This is a genomic window from Streptomyces sp. NPDC093252, from assembly GCF_040683675.1.
In the GTDB taxonomy this organism is placed as follows: domain Bacteria; phylum Actinomycetota; class Actinomycetes; order Streptomycetales; family Streptomycetaceae; genus Streptomyces.
In genome coordinates this window covers 149823-169001 of the sequence record NZ_JBFBEM010000015.1, presented here as the reverse complement: position 1 = coordinate 169001, position 19179 = coordinate 149823, and the positions used below count along the sequence as shown (strand labels likewise).

At 71.8% G+C, this 19179-nt stretch carries 18 protein-coding genes and 2 pseudogenes; 14 read left to right on the top strand and 6 right to left on the bottom strand.

All coding sequences use genetic code 11. The features are described from left to right. Positions 1-17: 17 nt before the first annotated feature. From AB0O01_RS28975 to AB0O01_RS28960, 4 genes and pseudogenes are all read left to right on the top strand, one after another. On the top strand, positions 18-254 hold the full coding sequence (locus AB0O01_RS28975) for a DUF6213 family protein (RefSeq protein WP_365317883.1): 237 nt from the start codon (positions 18-20) through the stop codon (positions 252-254). A gap of 255 nt (positions 255-509) precedes the next feature. Continuing rightward, positions 510-1580 (top strand): annotated as a pseudogene (locus tag AB0O01_RS28970) (type III polyketide synthase); the annotation flags it as partial. Between the two features lies 1 nt (position 1581). Then, positions 1582-2796 carry a cytochrome P450 gene (locus AB0O01_RS28965; RefSeq protein ID WP_365317881.1) on the top strand — a complete coding sequence of 405 codons (1215 nt, stop codon included), beginning with the start codon at positions 1582-1584 and terminating at the stop codon, positions 2794-2796. A 7-nt stretch (positions 2797-2803) separates the two neighbouring features. Continuing rightward, the gene (locus AB0O01_RS28960) at positions 2804-3325 is read left to right on the top strand and encodes a cupin domain-containing protein (protein ID WP_365317880.1); all 522 of its coding nucleotides are present in this window, start codon (positions 2804-2806) and stop codon (positions 3323-3325) included. Between the two features lie 38 nt (positions 3326-3363). On the opposite strand, the gene AB0O01_RS28955 is transcribed toward AB0O01_RS28960, so the two are convergent. Next, positions 3364-4593, bottom strand: coding sequence for an acyl-CoA dehydrogenase family protein (locus AB0O01_RS28955; protein WP_365317878.1), 1230 nt, complete (start codon positions 4591-4593; stop codon positions 3364-3366). Positions 4594-4762: 169 nt separating this feature from the next. Here AB0O01_RS28955 and AB0O01_RS28950 point away from each other — a divergent pair, with 169 nt between their 5' ends. Further along, positions 4763-5416 carry a TetR family transcriptional regulator gene (locus AB0O01_RS28950; RefSeq protein WP_365317876.1) on the top strand — a complete coding sequence of 218 codons (654 nt, stop codon included), beginning with the start codon at positions 4763-4765 and terminating at the stop codon, positions 5414-5416. Positions 5417-5674: 258 nt separating this feature from the next. Here AB0O01_RS28950 and def read toward each other — a convergent pair whose 3' ends face one another. Next, positions 5675-6217: a peptide deformylase gene (gene def / locus AB0O01_RS28945; RefSeq protein WP_365317875.1), complete on the bottom strand. Its 543-nt coding sequence runs from the start codon at positions 6215-6217 to the stop codon at positions 5675-5677. Positions 6218-6364: 147 nt separating this feature from the next. On the opposite strand from def, the gene AB0O01_RS28940 reads away from it, so the two are divergent. The 5 genes from AB0O01_RS28940 (at position 6365) to AB0O01_RS28920 (ending at position 10967) form a co-directional block, all read left to right on the top strand. After that, a complete protein-coding gene (locus tag AB0O01_RS28940; RefSeq protein WP_365317873.1) occupies positions 6365-7603 on the top strand; it encodes a MurT ligase domain-containing protein in 1239 nt (412 codons plus the stop codon). Between the two features lie 83 nt (positions 7604-7686). Next, entirely contained in the window at positions 7687-8418 is a 732-nt protein-coding gene (locus AB0O01_RS28935; RefSeq protein ID WP_365317871.1) for a glutamine amidotransferase, read from the top strand. Between the two features lie 176 nt (positions 8419-8594). Further along, positions 8595-9620, top strand: coding sequence for a 6-phosphofructokinase (locus AB0O01_RS28930; protein ID WP_365317869.1), 1026 nt, complete (start codon positions 8595-8597; stop codon positions 9618-9620). Positions 9621-9793: 173 nt separating this feature from the next. Continuing rightward, positions 9794-10744 carry a cytochrome c oxidase assembly protein gene (locus tag AB0O01_RS28925; RefSeq protein WP_365317867.1) on the top strand — a complete coding sequence of 317 codons (951 nt, stop codon included), beginning with the start codon at positions 9794-9796 and terminating at the stop codon, positions 10742-10744. Positions 10745-10799: 55 nt separating this feature from the next. Continuing rightward, on the top strand, positions 10800-10967 hold the full coding sequence (locus AB0O01_RS28920) for a hypothetical protein (protein WP_365317866.1): 168 nt from the start codon (positions 10800-10802) through the stop codon (positions 10965-10967). A gap of 45 nt (positions 10968-11012) precedes the next feature. Here the strand turns inward: AB0O01_RS28920 and AB0O01_RS28915 are convergent, their stop codons facing one another. From AB0O01_RS28915 to AB0O01_RS28900, 4 genes and pseudogenes are all read right to left on the bottom strand, one after another. After that, complete coding sequence (locus tag AB0O01_RS28915; protein ID WP_365317864.1) at positions 11013-12218, bottom strand: histidine kinase; 1206 nt, start codon at positions 12216-12218, stop codon at positions 11013-11015. Between the two features lie 185 nt (positions 12219-12403). Then, positions 12404-14098: pseudogene (locus tag AB0O01_RS28910) on the bottom strand (cation acetate symporter); the annotation flags it as partial. 8 nt (positions 14099-14106) lie between these two features. Continuing rightward, a complete protein-coding gene (locus tag AB0O01_RS28905) occupies positions 14107-14469 on the bottom strand; it encodes a hypothetical protein (protein WP_365317863.1) in 363 nt (120 codons plus the stop codon). Positions 14470-14509: 40 nt separating this feature from the next. Next, positions 14510-15259 (bottom strand): LytTR family DNA-binding domain-containing protein, encoded by a 750-nt coding sequence (locus AB0O01_RS28900; RefSeq protein ID WP_365317861.1) that lies wholly within the window; start codon positions 15257-15259, stop codon positions 14510-14512. Positions 15260-15337: 78 nt separating this feature from the next. Here AB0O01_RS28900 and AB0O01_RS28895 point away from each other — a divergent pair, with 78 nt between their 5' ends. The 4 genes from AB0O01_RS28895 (at position 15338) to AB0O01_RS28880 (ending at position 19156) form a co-directional block, all read left to right on the top strand. Further along, on the top strand, positions 15338-15832 hold the full coding sequence (locus tag AB0O01_RS28895) for an Lrp/AsnC family transcriptional regulator (protein WP_365317860.1): 495 nt from the start codon (positions 15338-15340) through the stop codon (positions 15830-15832). 141 nt (positions 15833-15973) lie between these two features. After that, complete coding sequence (gene ddaH / locus AB0O01_RS28890; protein WP_365317858.1) at positions 15974-16903, top strand: dimethylargininase; 930 nt, start codon at positions 15974-15976, stop codon at positions 16901-16903. Continuing rightward, a complete protein-coding gene (gene rocD / locus AB0O01_RS28885) occupies positions 16903-18162 on the top strand; it encodes an ornithine--oxo-acid transaminase (RefSeq protein WP_365317856.1) in 1260 nt (419 codons plus the stop codon). Before ddaH ends, rocD begins: the two co-directional genes overlap by 1 nt. Positions 18163-18427: 265 nt before the next feature. Next, the gene (locus tag AB0O01_RS28880) at positions 18428-19156 is read left to right on the top strand and encodes a lysophospholipid acyltransferase family protein (RefSeq protein WP_365317854.1); all 729 of its coding nucleotides are present in this window, start codon (positions 18428-18430) and stop codon (positions 19154-19156) included. Positions 19157-19179: the final 23 nt, after the last annotated feature.

Genomic DNA, 19179 nt, shown 5'->3' with positions numbered 1-19179 from the left:
CGGTTACCATCCCGTTTGTGAACCGCGAAGTGACCCTGCCGCTGATCGTCGACGACCGCGGGACCCTCCAGGTGGCTGCCGCCGATGTGAGCCGGTTGCTGCGCACCCTGGGCGGGAGGTGGGTGCGGCTGGTGGAGAGCGGGGCCGGGGACCTGGACGAGGACACGGTCGCGGCGCTGACCATCGAGTTGGCGAAGCTCGCGGACCGGATCGATGTGGCGTGCATCGCTCACAGCAGTGGGCAGCGGGGGTAGGGGCGGAAGGTCTCGTCGGCCGGTGCGGGTGCATTCTGACTGGTCGCGCAGTTCCTCCCCCAGAGGGGGCACCCCGAGCGCCCCTTGACGGCATCGCCGCGTCCCGGGTTTGAAAAGTCGCCGTCCCCGAGACGGAGTAGTTCCGCGCGAAGTCGTCGGGCCGTGGGGTGATCGTGGGGTCATCACCCCTGGTGAAACATCCTCCGGGTGAACACCATCTGACCGGGGGCCGCGGCCTCCGGACGGCGAAAGCAGGCACGGTTCATGGCGACTTTGTGCAGACCCACGGTGTCCGTTCCAGAGCATGTGATCACGATGGAGGAGACGCTGGAGCTGGCGCGCTCCCGCCACGCCGACCACCCCCAACTGCCGCTGGCCCTCCGGCTGATCGAGAACACCGGGGTCCGCACCCGGCACATCGTCCAGCCGATCGAGGAGACCCTGAAGCACCCGGGGTTCGAGTACCGCAACAAGCTGTACGAGGCCGAGGCGAAGGCGCGGGTGCCGGCGGTGGTGCAGCAGGCGCTGGACGACGCGGAACTGCTCACCTCGGACATCGACGTGATCATCTACGTCTCGTGCACGGGTTTCATGATGCCCTCGCTCACCGCGTGGCTCATCAACGAGATGGACTTCGACTCCACCACCCGCCAGCTCCCCATAGCCCAGCTCGGCTGTGCGGCGGGCGGGGCCGCCATCAACCGGGCGCACGACTTCTGCCTGGCCTACCCGCAGGGCAACGCGCTGATCGTGGCCTGCGAGTTCTGCTCGCTGTGCTACCAGCCCACCGACCTCGGCATCGGCTCGCTGCTCTCCAACGGCCTGTTCGGCGACGGTGTCGCGGCGGCCGTGGTGCGCGGGCAGGGCGGCACCGGCGTACACCTGGAGCGCAACGCCTCGTACCTGATCCCGAAGACCGAGGACTGGATCTCGTACGACATCCGGGCGACCGGGTTCCACTTCCTGCTGGACAAGCGGGTGCCCGGGACGATGGAGCCGCTGGCCCCGGCGCTCCAGGATCTCGCGGGGCTGCACGGCTGGGACGCCGCCGACCTGGACTTCTACATAGTCCACGCGGGCGGTCCCCGCATCCTCGACGACCTCAGCAAGTATCTCCAGGTCGATCCGCACGCCTTCCGGTTCAGCCGGGCCACGCTCACCGAGTACGGCAACATCGCGAGCGCCGTCGTCCTGGACGCGCTGCGCCGGCTGTTCGACGAGGGCGGCGCGGAGCACCGGGCCCGCGGGCTGCTCGCCGGGTTCGGGCCCGGTATCACCGCGGAGATGAGCCTCGGCCGCTGGAGCGGCTCCGACGAGACGGCGTGAGATGACCGAAGAGACGATCACCGAGACCGCGCCCCCGGTCCGGCCCTGGCCCGCCCTCGATCTGACCGGGGTCGACTTCGACCCGGTGCTGCGCAAGCTGATGAACGAGGGCCCGGTGACCCGGATCCGGCTGCCCAACGGCGAGGGCTGGGCGTGGCTGGTGACCCGCTACGACGATGTGCGGATGGTGACCAACGACCCGCGGTTCAGCCGGGAGGCGGTGATGGACCGGCCGGTCACCCGGCTCGCCCCGCACTTCATCCCGGCCCGGGGCGCGGTCGGTTTCCTGGACCCGCCGGACCACACCCGGCTGCGCCGCTCGGTGGCGCCCGCGTTCACCGCGCGCGGGGTGGAGCGGGTGCGGGAGAGATCCCGGCGGATGCTGGACGAGATGGTGGACGGGCTGCTGCGGGCCGGTCCCCCGGCGGATCTCACGGAGACGGTGCTCAGCCCGTTCCCGATCGCGGTGATCTGCGAGCTGATGGGCGTCCCGGCGGCGGACCGGCACGGGATGCACACCTGGACCCAGCTCATCCTGTCCTCCTCGCACGGCGCCGATGTCAGCGAGAAGGCCAAGCAGGAGATGGGCGCCTACTTCGCCGAACTGATCGGGGCGCGCGAGAACAGCACCGGCGAGGACGTCACCTCGCTGCTCGGCGCGGCGGTGGGCCGGGGCGAGGTGACGCTCCAGGAGGCGGTGGGGCTCGCGGTGCTGCTCCAGATCGGCGGCGAGGCGGTCACCAACAACAGCGGGCAGATGTTCTACATCCTGCTGACCCGCCCGGAACTGACCGAGCAGTTGCGGGCGGACCCCGGTATCCGGCCGCAGGCCATCGACGAGCTGCTGCGCTACATCCCGCACCGCAACGCGGTGGGGCTGTCGAGGATCGCAGCCGAGGACGTCGAGATCGCCGGGCACACGGTCCGCGCGGGCGACGCCATCTACGTCTCCTATCTGGCCGCCAACCGCGATCCGGCGGTCTTCCCCGACCCGGAGACGATCCACTTCGGCCGCTCCCCCAACCCGCATGTCGCGTTCGGCTTCGGCCCGCACTTCTGCCCCGGCGCGATGCTGGGCCGGCTGGAGTCGGAGCTGCTGGTCGACGCGCTGCTGGACCGGTTGCCGGGGCTGCGGCTGGCGATCCCGGCGGAGAACGTCCCGTTCAAGAAGGGCGCGCTGATCCGCGGGCCCGAGGCCCTGCCCGTCGCCTGGTGAGCGGCCGATGACCGCCACCGAGGGGCTGCTGGTACCGCCCGGCCACGGCCGGGTGGTCCAGACGCCGGCCCAGCATGTGACGTTCAAGGTCACCGGCACGCACTCGCGGATGGCCTCCACCTTCGAGGTGCTGGTCCCGCCGGGCTTCGACGTGGGCGCGCATGTCCACACCCGCAGCGAGGAGCTGTTCTACGTCCTGGAGGGGGAGCTGGACGTCCTCGCCTTCGAGCCGCGGATCCGCACCCCGGACAACTGGCAGCGCTGGCAGTCCCCCAGTGGCAGCCGGGTGGTGCGGGCGACCCCGGGCACGGTGATCGTCGTACCGCCCGGCTGTCCGCACGCCTTCGCCAACCCCACGGACAGTCCGGCGAAGATGTTCTTCCAGGCGAGCCCGCCGCCGGACCACGAGCGGTACTTCGAGGAGCTGCTGGAGATCCTCCGGGACGGCGGCCCCCCGGACCACACGGCGATCGAGGCCCTGCGCCGACGCTACGACATCGAGCAGCTCACCCCCCTGAAGCACCGCTGATGTACTGCTGAAGCGCCGCTGACGCCGCCATGTCCCGGTCAGCGGATCGGCATCCCGGACAGCGTCCGGGCGATCACCAGCCGCTGGATCTCGCTCGTGCCCTCGAAGATGGTGTAGATGGCGGCGTCCCGGTGCATCCGCTCCACGGGGTACTCGCGGGTGTAGCCGTTGCCGCCGAGGATCTGGATGGCCTGCCCGGTCACCTTCTTCGCGGTCTCGCTGGCGAAGAGCTTGGACATCGACCCCTCGGCGGCGGTGAACGGCCGCCCGTTGACCGCCATCCAGGACGCCCGCCACACCAGCAGCCGGGCCGCGTCGATGGAGGTGCGCATATCGGCGAGCTGGAAGGCGATGCCCTGGTTGTCGATGATCGGCCGCCCGAACTGCTCCCGGGTCATGGCGTAGTCGAGGGCGGCCTCGTAGGCGGCGCGGGCGGTGCCGACGGCCATCGCGCCGACGGCCGGGCGGGACGCCTCGAAGGTGGCCATCGCCGCGTTCCTGCTCCGCTCGCCGCCGCCCGCCGCGGCCTTCTCCCGGGCGCGGGCGAGCCGTTCGTCCAGCTTCTCCTTGCCCCCGAGGAGACAGGACCCGGGCACCCGTACGCCGTCCAGCACGACCTCGGCGGTGTGCGAGGCGCGGATGCCGTGCTTCTTGAACTTCTGCCCCTGGGACAGCCCCGGTGTGCCCGGCGGGACGATGAAGGAGGCGTGCCCCCGGGAGCCCAGCCCCGGATCGACGACGGCCACCACCACATGGACGCCCGCGATCCCGCCGTTGGTCGCCCAGGTCTTGGTGCCGTCGAGCACCCACTCGTCCCGGGCCTCGTCGTACACGGCCCGGGTGCGCATCGAGGCGACGTCCGACCCGGCGTCGGGTTCGGAGGAGCAGAAGGCGGCGACCTTGACGTCGTCGGCGTCGCCGTACATCTGGGGGATCCAGGTGCCGATCTGCTCGTCGGTGCCGTTGGCGAGGACGCCGACGGCGGCGAGGCCGGTGCCGACGATCGACAGGGCGATCCCGGCGTCCCCCCAGAACAGTTCCTCCATCGCCATCGGGATGCCGAGGCCGGTGGGGTCGAAGTACTGCTGGGCGTAGAAGTCCAGGGAGTAGATACCGACCTTGGCGGCCTCCTGGATGACCGGCCAGGGAGTCTCCTCGCGCTCGTCCCACTCGGCGGCGGCGGGGCGGATGACATCGGCGGCGAAGCCGTGCAGCCAGTCCCGGACCTCCTTCTGGTCGTCGCTCAGCTCCATGGTGAACTCGGCCATGTCCCCTCCCGTATCACCCATGCTTGTTACTTGCGGTAACCGCAGTCTGTTACCAGTGGGTAGGAAAAGTCAACTCGTGAGCATGACCCGCCAGCCCGTTCGATACTTCGGACATCATCAGTGTTACTTTGCGCAGGCGTCACCGAATCAGCACGGGTGGGGAGAGCACATGGACACCACGCAGCGGACCGAGCAGCAGCGGTCCGCCGACCGCCGCCGGCGTGAGTTGCTGGAGGCCGCCGACCGGGTGGTGCTGCGCGAGGGTCCGCACGCCTCGATGAACGCGATTGCCGCGGAGGCGGGCATCACCAAGCCGATTCTCTACCGCCACTTCGGTGACAAGGGCGGGCTTTACGCAGCTTTGGCCAAAAGGCATACGGATGCGTTGCTGTCCTCGCTGCGGGCCGCGCTGGACGCGCCCGCGGAGCGCCGTGAACGGGTGGAGGCGACGCTCGACACCTACCTCGCGGCGATCGAGGCGCGACCGCAGGTGTACCGGTTCCTGATGCACCCGGCGGACGGCTCCGCCGAGGGGTCCGCCGGGGATCAGGGTTTCGACGTGGGGCGGCACTCGGCGCCGCTGCTGCGCCGGATGGGCGAGGAACTGGCCCAGGTCATCGAGGAGCGGGTGGATCTGGGACCGAACAGCCATGAGCTGGCGCGGGTGTGGGGGCACGGGATCGTCGGGATGATGCACGCGGCGGGGGACTGGTGGCTGGGGGAACGTCCCTGTTCGCGCCGGGAATTGGTGGGGTCGTTGGCGGATCTGCTGTGGGGGCGGCTGGCCGCGGTGGGGGATCGGGTGGGGGGGCCGGGGTTCTGAGGGGTGGGGGTTGTGTGCGGGGTGTTTTGGCGCCGTTCCCCGCGCCCCTGAGGCGGTCGTCTGCGGGTCCGTGGGCGGCGTTCGCGCAGTTCCCCGCGCCCCTGAAGCGGTCGTCTGCGGGCCGGTGGGGGGCGATCGCGCCGTTCCCCGCGCCCCTGGGGTGGTCGTCTCCTTGGAGGGGGCTCGGGGTGGTGCCGGGGTGTTGGGGGCGCGGGGAACTGCGCGATCAGCCACAGACCGGGCCGCACACGCCGAAGTCTACGAAAGCGACCACGGTGCCCGGGCGACCCTGCGGAGCACCCTCCTCCGGCGCCAGCCGGTCACGCGGTCCGTGTACACCCGTCCCTCCAGGTGGTCGCACTCGTGCTGAAGGCACCGCGCGAAGAACCCGCTCCCCCGCACCACCACCCGTTCCCCCGTCACCGTGAACCCCTCGACCACCGCCTCGTCGTACCGTTCCGTCCCCGCTTCGAGGCCCGGGAGGGAGAGACAGCCCTCCGGACCCCGCACCACCACCCCCTCCGCCGCCACCAGCACCGGATTCACCAGATGTCCGAGGTGACGAACGTCATCGTCGTCCGGGCAGTCGTAGACGAAGACCCGCACCCCCTCCCCCACCTGGTTGGCGGCCAGCCCCACCCCCTGCGCGGCGTACATCGTCGCGAACAAGTCCTCCACCAAGCGGGCGAGTTCGGGGCCGAAATCGGTGACTTCGGTGCAGGGTGTGTGAAGGATCGGGTCACCGAGCAGGGTGAGGGGCCGGACGCGCCCGTGGGCACCCGGAATCGAACCGTGTCGCATGATCGAAGGGTACGGTTCCTTCGGTTCACGCCCGCCGCGCAGGCACAGGCCGCGATTCGGGCAGGTGAGTGTTGCTCGATAGGCTGAGTCCACACCGTTGCCGTGAGGCGTTCGGCGCGGCGCGTACGCAAGGAGGATCGGGAACTGATGGCAGGGAACTCGGACCCGCTCACGCCGCGGGCCAAGCTCGCCGTGACCGCGGGCAAGGCGGTCGCGGCGGCATCGCGCGCCGCGGGACGCGGCAGTGGTTCGGTGATCGGCGGCAAGGTGGCCCTCAAACTCGACCCCGACCTCCTCGCCCGGCTCGCCCAGAGCCTGGACGTGACCCTGGTCTCGGCGACCAACGGCAAGACCACCACCACCCGGCTGATCGCCGAGGCGCTGCGCGCGGCCGGACCGGTCGTGTCCAACGCGCTCGGCGCCAACATGCCCGCCGGGATCACCTCGGCGCTGGCCGGGCGCTCCGACGCCAGGTTCGGCGTCATCGAGGTCGACGAGAAGTATCTCGCCGGGGTCGCCCGGGACACCGACCCCAAATGCATCGCCCTGCTGAACCTCTCCCGCGACCAGCTCGACCGGGCCGCCGAGACCCGGATGCTGGCCGAGAACTGGCGGGAGGGGCTCGCCGGGTCGAAGGCCGTGGTGGTCGCCAACGCCGACGATCCGCTGGTGGTGTGGGCGGCCTCGTCCTCGCCGAACGTCATCTGGGTCGCCGTCGGGCAGATGTGGAAGGACGACGCCTGGTCCTGCCCGTCCTGCGGCGGTGTGATGCAGCGCCCCGGCGACGACTGGTTCTGCGGCCAGTGCGGCTTCCGGCGCCCCGCGCCGACCTGGGCGCTCTCCGGCGACCACGTCCTCGACCCGCACGGCCAGGCGTGGCCGATCCACCTCCAGCTCCCGGGCCGCGCCAACAAGGCCAACGCGGCGACCTCCGCCGCCGTCGCCGCCGTGTTCGGGGTGCCGCCGCAGGTCGCGCTGGAGCGGATGTACCAGGTCCAGGCGGTGGCCGGCCGGTACGACGTGGTCCAGTTCATGAACCGGGATCTGCGGCTGCTGCTGGCGAAGAACCCGGCCGGCTGGCTGGAGACGTTCTCGCTGATCGACCCCCCGCCCACCCCGGTGATCCTCTCGGTGAACGCGCGGAGCGCCGACGGCACGGACACCTCCTGGCTCTGGGACGTCGACTACACCCGGCTGACCGGGCACCCGATCTTCGTCGTCGGTGACCGGCGGCTCGACCTGGCCGTCCGGCTGGAGGTCGCCAACCAGCACTTCCAGGTCTGCGACACCCTCGACCAGGCGGTCCAGCAGGCCCCGCCCGGCCGGATCGAGGTCATCGCCAACTACACCGCGTTCCAGGACCTGCGCCGCCGCGTCGGCAACTGAGCGACCCCGGCGACCCAGCGACCGACCCGAGCGACCGAGCGACCGAGCGACCGACGACACGAACCCAGGGGACGATCACCTTCATGAGCGACAACAGCCTCCGGATCGTCTGGATCTATCCGGACCTGCTCAGCACCTACGGCGACCAGGGCAATGTCCTGGTCGTGGAGCGCCGGGCGCGCCAGCGCGGCCTGGACGTGGCCCGCCTCGACGTCCGCAGCGACCAGCCCATCCCCACCTCCGGCGACATCTATCTGATCGGCGGCGGTGAGGACCGCCCGCAGCGGCTGGCGGCCGAACGGCTGCGCCGGGACGGCGGACTGCACCGGGCCGTGGGGAACGGCGCGATCGTGTTCTCGGTCTGCGCGGGCTACCAGATCCTCGGCCACGAGTTCATCAACGACCTCGGCCAGCGCGAGCCCGGCCTCGGGCTGCTCGACGTGGTCTCCACCCGCGGCGAGGGCGAGCGCTGCGTCGGCGATGTCCTCGGCGACATCGACCCCCGGCTCGGACTGCCCCCGCTGACCGGCTTCGAGAACCACCAGGGCGTCACCCACCTCGGCCCCACCGCCCGCCCCTTCGCCCGGGTCCGCTTCGGCAACGGCAACGGCACGGGCGACGGCACCGAGGGCGCCATCAACGACACCGTCTTCGGCACCTACATGCACGGCCCGGTGCTGGCCCGCAATCCGCTGATCGCCGATCTGCTGCTGAAGCTGGCCCTGGATGTGAACGCGCTGCCGCCCACCGACGACCGCTGGTACGAGGCGCTGCGCAACGAGCGGATCGCCTCGGCCCAGCAGCAGCCGGCGTAGCCGTCCCGACGGCGCCGGGACCGGCCCGTCTGACGGGGTGTCCGCACAGGTGAGCGGGGTCGTCCAAGGGCCGGACGCATGGTGGGGCCGGGCCCGGGTGTGCCGCTAGGGTGACGGGGATTCTGGCCGGACAGCGCGGTCCGGACCCGGCCCACGTCGAGAAGGTGTTTCGGGCTATGCGCATTGGTGTCCTCACGTCCGGCGGCGACTGCCCCGGCCTGAACGCCGTCATCCGGTCCGTCGTGCACCGCGCCGTAGTCGACCACGGCGACGAGGTCATCGGGTTCCGGGACGGCTGGAAGGGCCTCCTGGAGTGCGACTACCTCAAGCTCGACCTCGACGCCGTGGCCGGCATCCTGGCCCGCGGCGGCACCATCCTCGGTTCCTCCCGGGTCCGCCCCGAGCATCTGCGGGACGGTGTGGAGCGCGCCAAGGGGCATGTCGCGGAACTCGGCCTCGACGCGATCATCCCGATCGGCGGTGAGGGCACCCTCAAGGCGGCCCGGCTGCTGTCGGACGGCGGACTGCCCATCGTCGGCGTCCCCAAGACCATCGACAACGACATCGCGGTCACCGATGTGACCTTCGGTTTCGACACCGCGGTGACCGTCGCCACGGAGGCGCTGGACCGGCTGAAGACCACCGCCGAGTCGCACCAGCGGGTGCTGATCGTGGAGGTCATGGGGCGGCACACCGGGTGGATCGCGCTGCACTCCGGCATGGCGGCCGGGGCGCACGCCGTCGTCGTCCCGGAGCGGCCCTTCGACATCGAGGAGCTGGCGGCCAAGGTCGGCGCCCGGTTCGCGGCGGGCAAGCGGTTCGCGATCGTGGTCGCGGCGGAGGGCGCGAAGCCCCGGCCGGGGACGATGGCGTTCGACGAGGGCGGCAAGGACGTCTACGGGCACGAGCGGTTCGCCGGGATCGCCCGGCAGCTCGCCGTCGAACTGGAGACGCGCCTCGGGAAGGAGGCGCGGCCGGTGATCCTCGGGCATGTCCAGCGGGGCGGGACGCCCACGGCGTACGACCGGGTGCTGGCGACGCGGTTCGGGTGGCATGCGGTGGAGGCCGCTCACCGCGGGGAGTTCGGGACGATGACGGCGCTTCGGGGGACGGAGATCGTGATGGTGGCGCTGGGGGAGGCGGTGGAGGCGCTGAAGACGGTGCCGGAGGATCGGTACGCGGAAGCGGAGTGTGTGCTCTAGGTTTCGTTGCCGGGTGCGGGTGGGTTGTGGCTGGTCGCGCAGTTCCTCCCCCGGAGGGGGTACCCCCAGCGCCCCCAGGAACCCGCACTCACCCCCCGTGAAATGAGGCACCGGCGCGGTTCTAGTCTTGGGGCGGACGTTTTCGTACAACCCCCACGAATCAGGAGCCGGGCATGGAGCACAGCGGGCACGGCATGGACATGGAGCTGGCGCCGTTCACGCTGGGGCGGGGGCTGGAGTGGTCGGCCGATCCGTTCTTTCTCGTGGCCTGTCTGGTGGGGCTCGGGCTGTACGGGTGGGGGGTGCTGCGGCTGACCCGGCGCGGGGACAAGTGGCCGGTGGGGCGGACCGTGGCGTTCGGCGTCGGGGTGCTGAGCATCGTGCTGGTGACGTGCACCGGGCTGAACGACTACGGCATGGTCATGTTCAGCGTGCACATGGTGCAGCACATGGTGATCAGCATGCTGTCGCCGATCATGATCCTGCTCGGCGCGCCGATCACCCTGGCGCTGCGCGCGCTGCCGCCGGCCGGGCGGGGCCGCAAGGGGCCGCGTGAGCTGCTGCTCGCGGTGCTGCACAGCCGGTACGTACGGATCATCACCCACCCTGTGTTCACGATCCCGCTGTTCATCGCCTCCCTGTACGGGCTGTACTTCACGCCGCTGTTCGACTTCCTGATGGGGTCCACGCCGGGGCACATCGCGATGATGGTGCACTTCCTCGCGGTGGGGCTGATCTTCTTCTGGCCGATCATGGGGATCGACCCGGGTCCGCACCGGCCGGGCCATCTGATGCGGATGCTGGAGCTGTTCGCGGGCATGCCGTTCCACGCGTTCTTCGGGATCGCGCTGATGATGGCGTCCGAGCCGATGGTGAAGGCGTACGAGAATCCGCCCGCCTCGCTCGGGATCGATGTGCTGTCGGACCAGAACGCGGCCGGGGGGATCGCCTGGGCGTTCAGTGAGATCCCGTCGGTGCTGGTACTGATCGCGCTGATCTTCCAGTGGTACGCCTCCGACCAGCGGCAGGCCAAGCGCCAGGACCGGGCCGCCGACCGGGACGGGGACAAGGAGCTGGAGGAGTACAACGCCTATCTGGCCTCGTTGCACGCCCGCAGTCGCTGAACCGGCGGGAACCGGGGCACCATGGAGGGCACCGAACTCTGAGGAGGGTGGCGCGATGCCCGGTTCCACGGACGGTTCCACGAAGACCATGGGAGTGCTCACCGTCGGCGGTCTCGTCGCGGTGACGGCGTACACGGTGACACTCGGTTCCAACGGCTGGCTGTGGTTCGGCTGGGTGGTGCTGGGGCTGCTCACCCTGGGGATGGTCGCCACCAAGGGGTGAGCAAGGGGTAGCAAGGGATGCGCAAGGGGTGAGACGGGGTCCCGGTCAGGTGCGGGGCGGGCCCGGGGCGGAGTGGACGCCCGGCTGGTACTTCGGGAGCCGGGCGGTGATCTTCATGCCCGCGCCGACGGCGGTCTCGATGACGAGGCCGTGGTCGTCGCCGTAGACCTGGCGGAGCCGGTCGTCGACATTGGACAGGCCGATGCCCCCGGACGGGCTGACCTCCCCGGCGAGGATGCGGCGCAGCGCGTCCGGGTCCATGCCGGCGCCGTCGTCCTCGATGACGACCAGGGCCTCCTGTCCGGCGTCCTGGGCGGTGATGCTGATGCGGCAGGTGGCGGTGCGCCCTTCGAGGCCGTGTTTGACGGCGTTCTCCACCAGGGGCTGGAGGCAGAGGAAGGGCAGAGCGACCGGCAGCACCTCGGGGGCGATCTGGAGGGTGACGGCGAGCCGGTCGCCGAAGCGGGCGCGGACCAGGGACAGGTACTGGTCGATGGCGTGGAGTTCGTCGGCGAGGGTGGTGAAGTCGCCGTGCTTGCGGAACGAGTAGCGGGTGAAGTCGGCGAATTCGAGGAGCAGTTCGCGGGCGTGCTCGGGGTCGGTGCGGACGAACGAGGCGATCACGGCGAGCGAGTTGAAGAGGAAGTGGGGGGATATCTGGGCGCGCAGGGCCTTGATCTCGGCCTCGATGAGCCGGGTGCGGGAGCGGTCGAGGTCGGCGAGTTCGAGCTGGACGGAGACCCAGCGGGCGACCTCCCCGGCGGCCCGGACCAGGACGGCGGACTCGCGGGGCGCGCAGGCGACCAGCGCGCCGAGGACCCGTTCGTCGACGGTGAGGGGGGCGACGACCGCCCAGCGGACCGGGCAGTCGGGGGTGTCGCAGGTCAGCGGGAAGGCTTCGCCGCGGCCGGTGTCCAGGGGTCCGGCGAGGCGGGCGGTGATCTCGGCGCGGTGGTGGCCGCCGACGCCGTCCCAGGCGAGGACGCGGGTGGCGTCGGTGAGGCAGAGGGCGTCGGTGCCCAGCAGGGTGCGCAGCGGGCGGGCGGAGCGCCGGGCGGTCTCCTCGGTGAGCCCGGCTCTGAGCGGGGGCGCGGCGAGGGAGGCGGTGTGCAGGGTCGCGAAGGTGGCGTGCTCCACGGGGGTGCCGAGCCCGGCGAGGCTCGCGGGGCGGGCGGTGCGTCTGCCGAACCAGAACCCGGCGGCGAGCAGCGGCAGTACGGCGACGCAGAGCCCGGCGATGAATCCGCTCACATCCTCACCTCACGGCCCGGGGGGTGCTCCGGGTTCACCTGCGCCGGACTCGGACGCCCCGGGCTCGGATGCGCCGGGTTCACCTGCCCCGGGCTCGGATGCTCCGGATCCGGATACCCCGGACTCGGACGCCCCGGACTCGGATGCCCCGGGTTCCGCTTCCCTTGGTTCCGATGCCCTTGGTCCAGGTCCTCGGGGAGATGGAAGCGGGCCAGGATCGCGGCGGTCCCGGCGGGGACGCGGGCGGGGGTGGCGAGGGAGACCAGGACCATGGTGAGGAAGCCGAGCGGGACCGACCAGACGGCGGGCCAGGCCAGCAGGGTGTGCAGCCGGCCGGTGCCGGGGAGCCCGGCCATGGTGGCGGTGACGGCGAGGAAGGCGGAGCCGCCGCCGATCAGCATCCCGGCCGCCGCGCCGGGCGGGGTGAGGCGGCGCCACCAGATGCCGAGGACCAGCAGCGGGCAGAACGAGGACGCCGAGACGGCGAAGGCGAGGCCGACCGCGTCGGCCACGGGCAGCCCCCCGACCAGGACGCTCGCGGCGAGCGGGGCGGCCATGGCGAGGACGGTGCCGAGCCGGAAGTGGCGGACGCCCCGGGCCGGGAGGACATCCTGGGTGAGGACCCCGGCGACGGCCATGGTGAGGCCGGACGCGGTGGACAGGAACGCGGCGAAGGCGCCCCCGGCGACCAGCGCGCCGAGGAGGTCGCCGCCGGGTCCGCCGATGACCCGCTCGGGCAGCAGCAGGACGGCGGCGTCGGCGTCGCCGGTGAGGGTGAGTTCGGGGGCGTAGATCCGGCCGAGGGCGCCGTAGAGCGGGGGCAGCAGGTAGAAGCCGCCGATCAGGGCGAGGACGGCGACGGTGGTGCGGCGGGCGGCGACGCCGTGCGGGCTGGTGTAGAAGCGGACGACGACGTGGGGCAGGCCCATGGTGCCGAGGAAGGTGGCGAGGATCAGTCCGTAGGTGGCGTACAGGGGGCGTTCCTGGCGGCCGTCGGTGAACGAGGTGGACAGGCCGCCGCCGGTGTCGCGCCGGGCGGCGGCGGGGACGGGGTCCCCGGCGGTGAAGGTGAGGCGGGTGCCGCGTTCGACGCGGTGGCTGCCGATGGGGAGGGTCACCTCGGTGCCGGTGTGGCGGCGGCCGTCGACCGTGCCGTCGACGGTGACCGTCAGGGGGCGGTCCAGGCGCAGTTCGAGGGTGGCGTCGACGGTGACCGCGCGCTGCTCGCGGAAGGCGGCGGGTTCGTCGAAGGCGTGCCGGGGGGCGCCGTCGCCCTGCCAGGCCAGCACCAGGAACAGGGCGGGGACCAGGAGGGCGGTGAGCTTGAGCCAGTACTGGAACGCCTGGACGAAGGTGATGCTGCGCATGCCGCCCGCGGCGACGGTCGCGGTGACGACGACGGCGACGATGATCCCGCCGAGCCAGGCGGGGGCACCGGTGAGCACGGTGAGGGTGAGTCCGGCGCTCTGGAGCTGGGGCAGCAGATACAGCCAGCCGACCCCGACGACGAACGCCCCGGCGAGCCGCCGGACGGCCTGGGAGGCGAGCCGGGCCTCCGCGAAGTCGGGCAGGGTGTAGGCGCCGGAGCGGCGCAGCGGGGCGGCGACGAAGAGCAGCAGGACCAGATATCCGGCGGTGTAGCCGACCGGGTACCAGAGCATGTCGGGGCCCTGGACGAGGACCAGTCCGGCGATGCCGAGGAAGGAGGCGGCGGAGAGGTACTCGCCGCTGATGGCGGCGGCGTTCAGCCGGGGGCCGACGGTGCGGGAGGCGACGTAGAAGTCGGAGGTGGTGCGGGAGATGCGCAGGCCGAAGGCGCCGACGAGGACGGTCGCGACGACGACCAGGGCGACGGCGGTGACGGTGTAGCCGGAGTTCACGGGCGGGCCTAGCGGTCTTCGACCAGCCGGACGAAGTCGCGTTCGTTGCGTTCGGCGCGGCGGACGTACCAGCGGGCGAGGAGCACCAGGGGGAGGTAGACGCCGAAGCCGAGGACGGCCCATTCCAGGCGGGCGTCGGGGGCGGTGGCGAACACCAGCGGCAGTGGGGCGACGAGCAGGGCGAGCACGGCGAGGACGGCGAGCGCGGCGCGGAGCTGGCTGCGGATGAGGGAGCGGACGTAGGTGTGGCCGAGGGTGGTCTGTTCGTCGATCTCGGTGCGGGGGCGGTAGGGGCCGGTGGGGTGGCGGCGGCCGGGGCGGCGGGGCGGGCCGGTGACGGTGACCCGGCGGGCGGGGGGCTCGGGGGGCACGGTCAGTCCTTCCGGGCCGGGGCGTTCGGGTGGGGCACCTTCAGGGCCTCCTCATCAGCAGGTCCCGCAGCTCGCGGGCGTGGCGGCGGCTGACCTGGAGTTCCTCGGCGCCGACGACGACGCTGACGGTGCCGGCGTCGAGGCGGAGTTCGCCGATGTGGCGCAGGGCGACGAGATGGCGGCGGTGGATGCGGACGAAGCCGCGGGCGCGCCAGCGTTCCTCCAGGGTGGAGACCGGGATGCGGACCAGATGGCTGCCCCTGGCGGTGTGCAGCCGGGCGTAGTCGCCCTGGGCCTCGACATGGGTGATGTCATCGACGGCGACGAAGCGGGTCACGCCGCCCAGCTCGACGGGGAGGTGGTCGGGGTCGGGCTCGCTGACCGGGATCCTCGGGGCGGCGCCGCGCAGTTCGGCGGCCCGGCGGACGGCCTCGGCGAGGCGTTCCCCGCGCACGGGTTTGAGGACGTAGTCGACGGCCTTGAGGTCGAACGCCTGGACGGCGAAGTCCTCGTGCGCGGTGACGAAGACGACCAGGGGCGGCCGGGCGAAGCCGGTGAGCAGCCGGGCGAGGTCGAGGCCGTCGAGGCCGGGCATGTTGATGTCGAGGAAGACGACATCGATGGCCTCGGGGCCGTGCGGGCCGGATTCCAGGGCGCGGGTGATGCGGCGCAGCGCCTCGGTGGCGTCGCCGGCGCCCTCGGCGGTGCCGACGCGCGGGTCCGCGTTCAGCAGGTACACCAGCTCCTCCAGGGAGGGCCGTTCGTCGTCGACAGCGAGGGCGCGCAGCATGAACGTGGAGTCTAGGAGGAATCCGTACGGCTGCACATGTGCCGGGCAAGGGCGTTCTCGCTGGCTAGAGTGCGAGCCATGAACCAGGGCCCGGGATCGTTCGACGCGCTCGACCGGAAGATCATCACCGCGCTGATGGCCCATGCCAGGACCAGTTTCGCCGAGATCGGCACGGCGATCGGGCTGTCGTCGACGGCGGTGAAGCGGCGGGTGGACCGGCTGCGCGAGACCGGGGTGATCACCGGGTTCACGGCGACGGTGACCCCGTCGGCGCTGGGCTGGCGCACGGAGGCGTATGTCGAGGTGTACTGCGAGGGGGCGGCGCCGCCCCGGCGGCTGGCGGAGGTGGTGCGCAACCATCCGGAGATCACCGCCGCGATGACGGTGACCGGGGCGGCGGACGCGCTGCTGCATGTCCGGGCGCGGGACGTGGGGCATTTCGAGGAGGTGCTGGAGCGGATCCGCACCGAGCCGTTCATCCGCAAGACGATCAGTGTGATGGTGCTGTCGCATCTGATCCCGGAATCACCGGAGGCGGGCGCGACGCAGGCGGCGCCGGAGAGCGGGACCTGACCCGGGAGCGCAGGACCTGACCCGGGAGCGGGAGCGGACCCGGGAGCGGGAGCGGGCCGATGGGCGGCGCCGCGCGCAACATCGCTGCGCGGAGGCTGATCAACACGCAGCGTTCCTGCGTGGACACGCAGCTTTCGTCGCTTGTCGTCCGCGCACGGCGCTTTCTACCGTGGTCTCACCCCTTCATCACCCCTTCACCACCCCTCTCCTCACCTCTCCTCACCCGTAAGGAAAACCGCAAGGAAGCGGAGGCACCCCTCTGTGACCGACACCCGTGTGCCGCGCCCACGGCGCTACCTGGTCTGCGAACCCAGACACTTCGCCGTGCAGTACGCGATCAACCCCTGGATGAACCCCGATGTCGCCGTCGATGTCGATCTGGCGCGGGAGCAGTGGCAGGCGCTGCTCGGCGCCTACCGGGCCCATGGCCACACCGTCGACTCCGTCCCGCCCGTGCCCGGTCTGCCGGACATGGTCTTCGCCGCGAACTCGGCGGTCGTCGTGGACGGCCGGGTCTTCGGCTCCCTCTTCCACGCGCCCGAGCGCCGCCCCGAGTCGGGCCACTACGACACCTGGTTCAAGGCGGCCGGGTACGCCGTCCACCGCCCCGCGACGGTCTGCGAGGGCGAGGGCGATCTCGTCTGGACCGGCCGGTACGTGCTGGCCGGGACCGGTTTCCGCACCAGCCGGGAGGCGCACCGCGAGGTGCAGGAGTTCTTCGGCCACCCGGTGATCAGCCTGACCCTGGTGGACCCGCACTTCTACCACCTCGACACCGCCCTGTTCGTCCTGGACGACAACAACATCGCCTACTACCCGGAGGCTTTCTCGGCGGGCAGCCGGGAGGTGCTGACGCGGCTGTACCCGGACGCGGTGACCGCGACCCGTGACGACGCGCTGGCGTTCGGGTTGAACTCGGTGTCCGACGGCCGCCATGTCTTCATCGCCCCGCGGGCCGAGGCGCTCGCCGCCCAACTGGACGCCCACGGCTATGTCCCCGTCCCCGTCGACCTCTCCGAGTTCCACAAGGCCGGCGGCGGCATCAAGTGCTGCACCCAGGAGATCCGCTGATGACCGCGACGACCACCGGCACCGACCGCACCTCCCCCGTGTCCTCCCGGACCTCCCGGACCTCCGCCGAGCTGATCCGCGCCGAGGAGCCGGTCCTCGCGCACAACTACCACCCGCTGCCGGTGGTGGTCGCCGCCGCCGAGGGCGCCTGGGTCGAGGATGTCGAGGGCCACCGTATGCTGGACATGCTGTCCGGCTACTCGGCGCTGAACTTCGGCCACCGCCACCCGGCGCTGATCGAGGCCGCGCACCGCCAGCTCGACCGGCTCACCCTCACCTCCCGCGCCTTCCACAACGACCGCCTCGCCGAGTTCGCCGAGCGCCTCACCACCCTGGTCGGCCAGGACATGATGCTGCCGATGAACACCGGCGCGGAGGCGGTGGAGAGCGCCATCAAGGTGGCCCGCAAATGGGCGTACGAGGTGAAGGGCGTGCCCGCCGACCGGGCGACGGTCGTGGTGGCGTCCGACAACTTCCACGGCCGGACGACGACCATCGTCGGCTTCTCCACGGACGAGACCGCCCGCACCGGCTTCGGCCCGTTCACGCCGGGCTTCCGGATCGTCCCCTACAACGACCTGGAGGCCCTCGCGGCGGCGCTCGACGAGACGACGGCCGCAGTCCTGATCGAGCCGATCCAGGGCGAGGCGGGGGTGGTGATCCCCGACGACGGCTATCTGACCGGGGTGCGCGAGCTGACCCGCCGGGCGGGCTGTCTGTTCATCGCGGACGAGATCCAGTCGGGCCTGGGCCGCACCGGCCGCACCCTGGCCGTCGACCACGAGGGGGTCGTCCCGGACCTGGTGCTGCTGGGCAAGGCGCTGGGCGGCGGGATCATACCGGTGTCGGCGGTGACCGGGTCCCGGGAGGTGCTAGGCGTCCTCGGGCCCGGGGAGCACGGTTCGACCTTCGGCGGCAACCCGCTGGCCGCGGCGGTCGGCACGGCGGTGGTCGGGCTGCTGGAGACCGGCGTGTTCCAGCGCCGGGCGGCCGGCGCGGGCACGGTCCTGCGGGACGGGCTGACCGACCTGGTCGGCCGGGGCGTGCTCGGCTTCCGCGCCCGCGGCCTCTGGGCGGGCGTCGACATCGACCCGGCGATCGGCACGGGACGCGAGATCAGCGAACTCCTGATGGCCCGGGGCATCCTCGTCAAGGACACCCACGGCTCGACCATCCGCCTGGCCCCGCCCCTGACCATCACGGACGAGGAACTGCGCACGGCGGTGGGGACACTGGGGGATGTGCTGACGAGGGGGTGAGCCGGGGCGGGGTGCGGGTTCGCGGGGGGGGCGCCGCCCCTCAAGGGCCGTGGGGAACCACGCGACCGGCCACCGGCCACCGACCACCCGCACCCCGCACCCCGCACCCGCACCCGCACCCGCACCCGCACCCGCACCCGCACCCGCACCCAGCCTCCCGCCTCCGGCAGAAACCCGGCAGACGCATCCCGCGTCCACTCCCCGCGAGGCCGCTCCCCGCCTACACTGATCGCTCCCCGGGCGAACACGAGGAGCCGGAGCCGCGGTGTTCTACTACCTGCTCAAGTACGTCCTGCTGGGCCCGTTGCTGCGGCTGGTCTTCCGGCCGCGGATCGAGGGGCTCGACCATGTTCCGGCGACGGGTGCGGCGATCGTCGCCGGGAACCATCTCTCCTTCTCCGACCACTTTCTGATGCCCGCGGTGCTCAAGCGCCGGATCACCTTCCTGGCGAAGGCCGAGTACTTCACCGGGCCCGGCATCCGCGGGCGGCTCACCGCGTTCTTCTTCCGCAGCGCGGGCCAGATCCCGGTGGACCGCTCGGGCAAGGACGCCGGGCAGGCCGCGATCCGGGAGGGCCTCGGGGTGCTGAGCAGGGGTGAGCTGCTCGGCATCTATCCCGAGGGCACCCGCTCGCACGACGGCCGCCTCTACAAGGGCAAGGTCGGGGTGGCGGTGATGGCGCTGCGGGCCGGGGTCCCGGTGGTGCCGTGCGCGATGATCGGCACCTTCGAGGCCCAGCCGCCCGGCAGGATCATCCCCACCCCGCACCCGGTCACCATCCGCTTCGGCGCCCCGCTGGACTTCTCCCGCTACGCCGGGATGGAGAGCGAGAAGGCGATCCTGCGCGCGATCACCGACGAGATCATGTACGCCATCCTCACCCTGTCGGAGCAGGAGTACGTCGACCGGTACGCGGCCGTCGTCAAGGCGGAGGAGGCCGAGGCGGCGGCGGCCGAACGTCGGCGCCGCTTCCCGCGCCTGCCACTGCGCTGAGCCTCACCCCGCCCCCAGGGCCG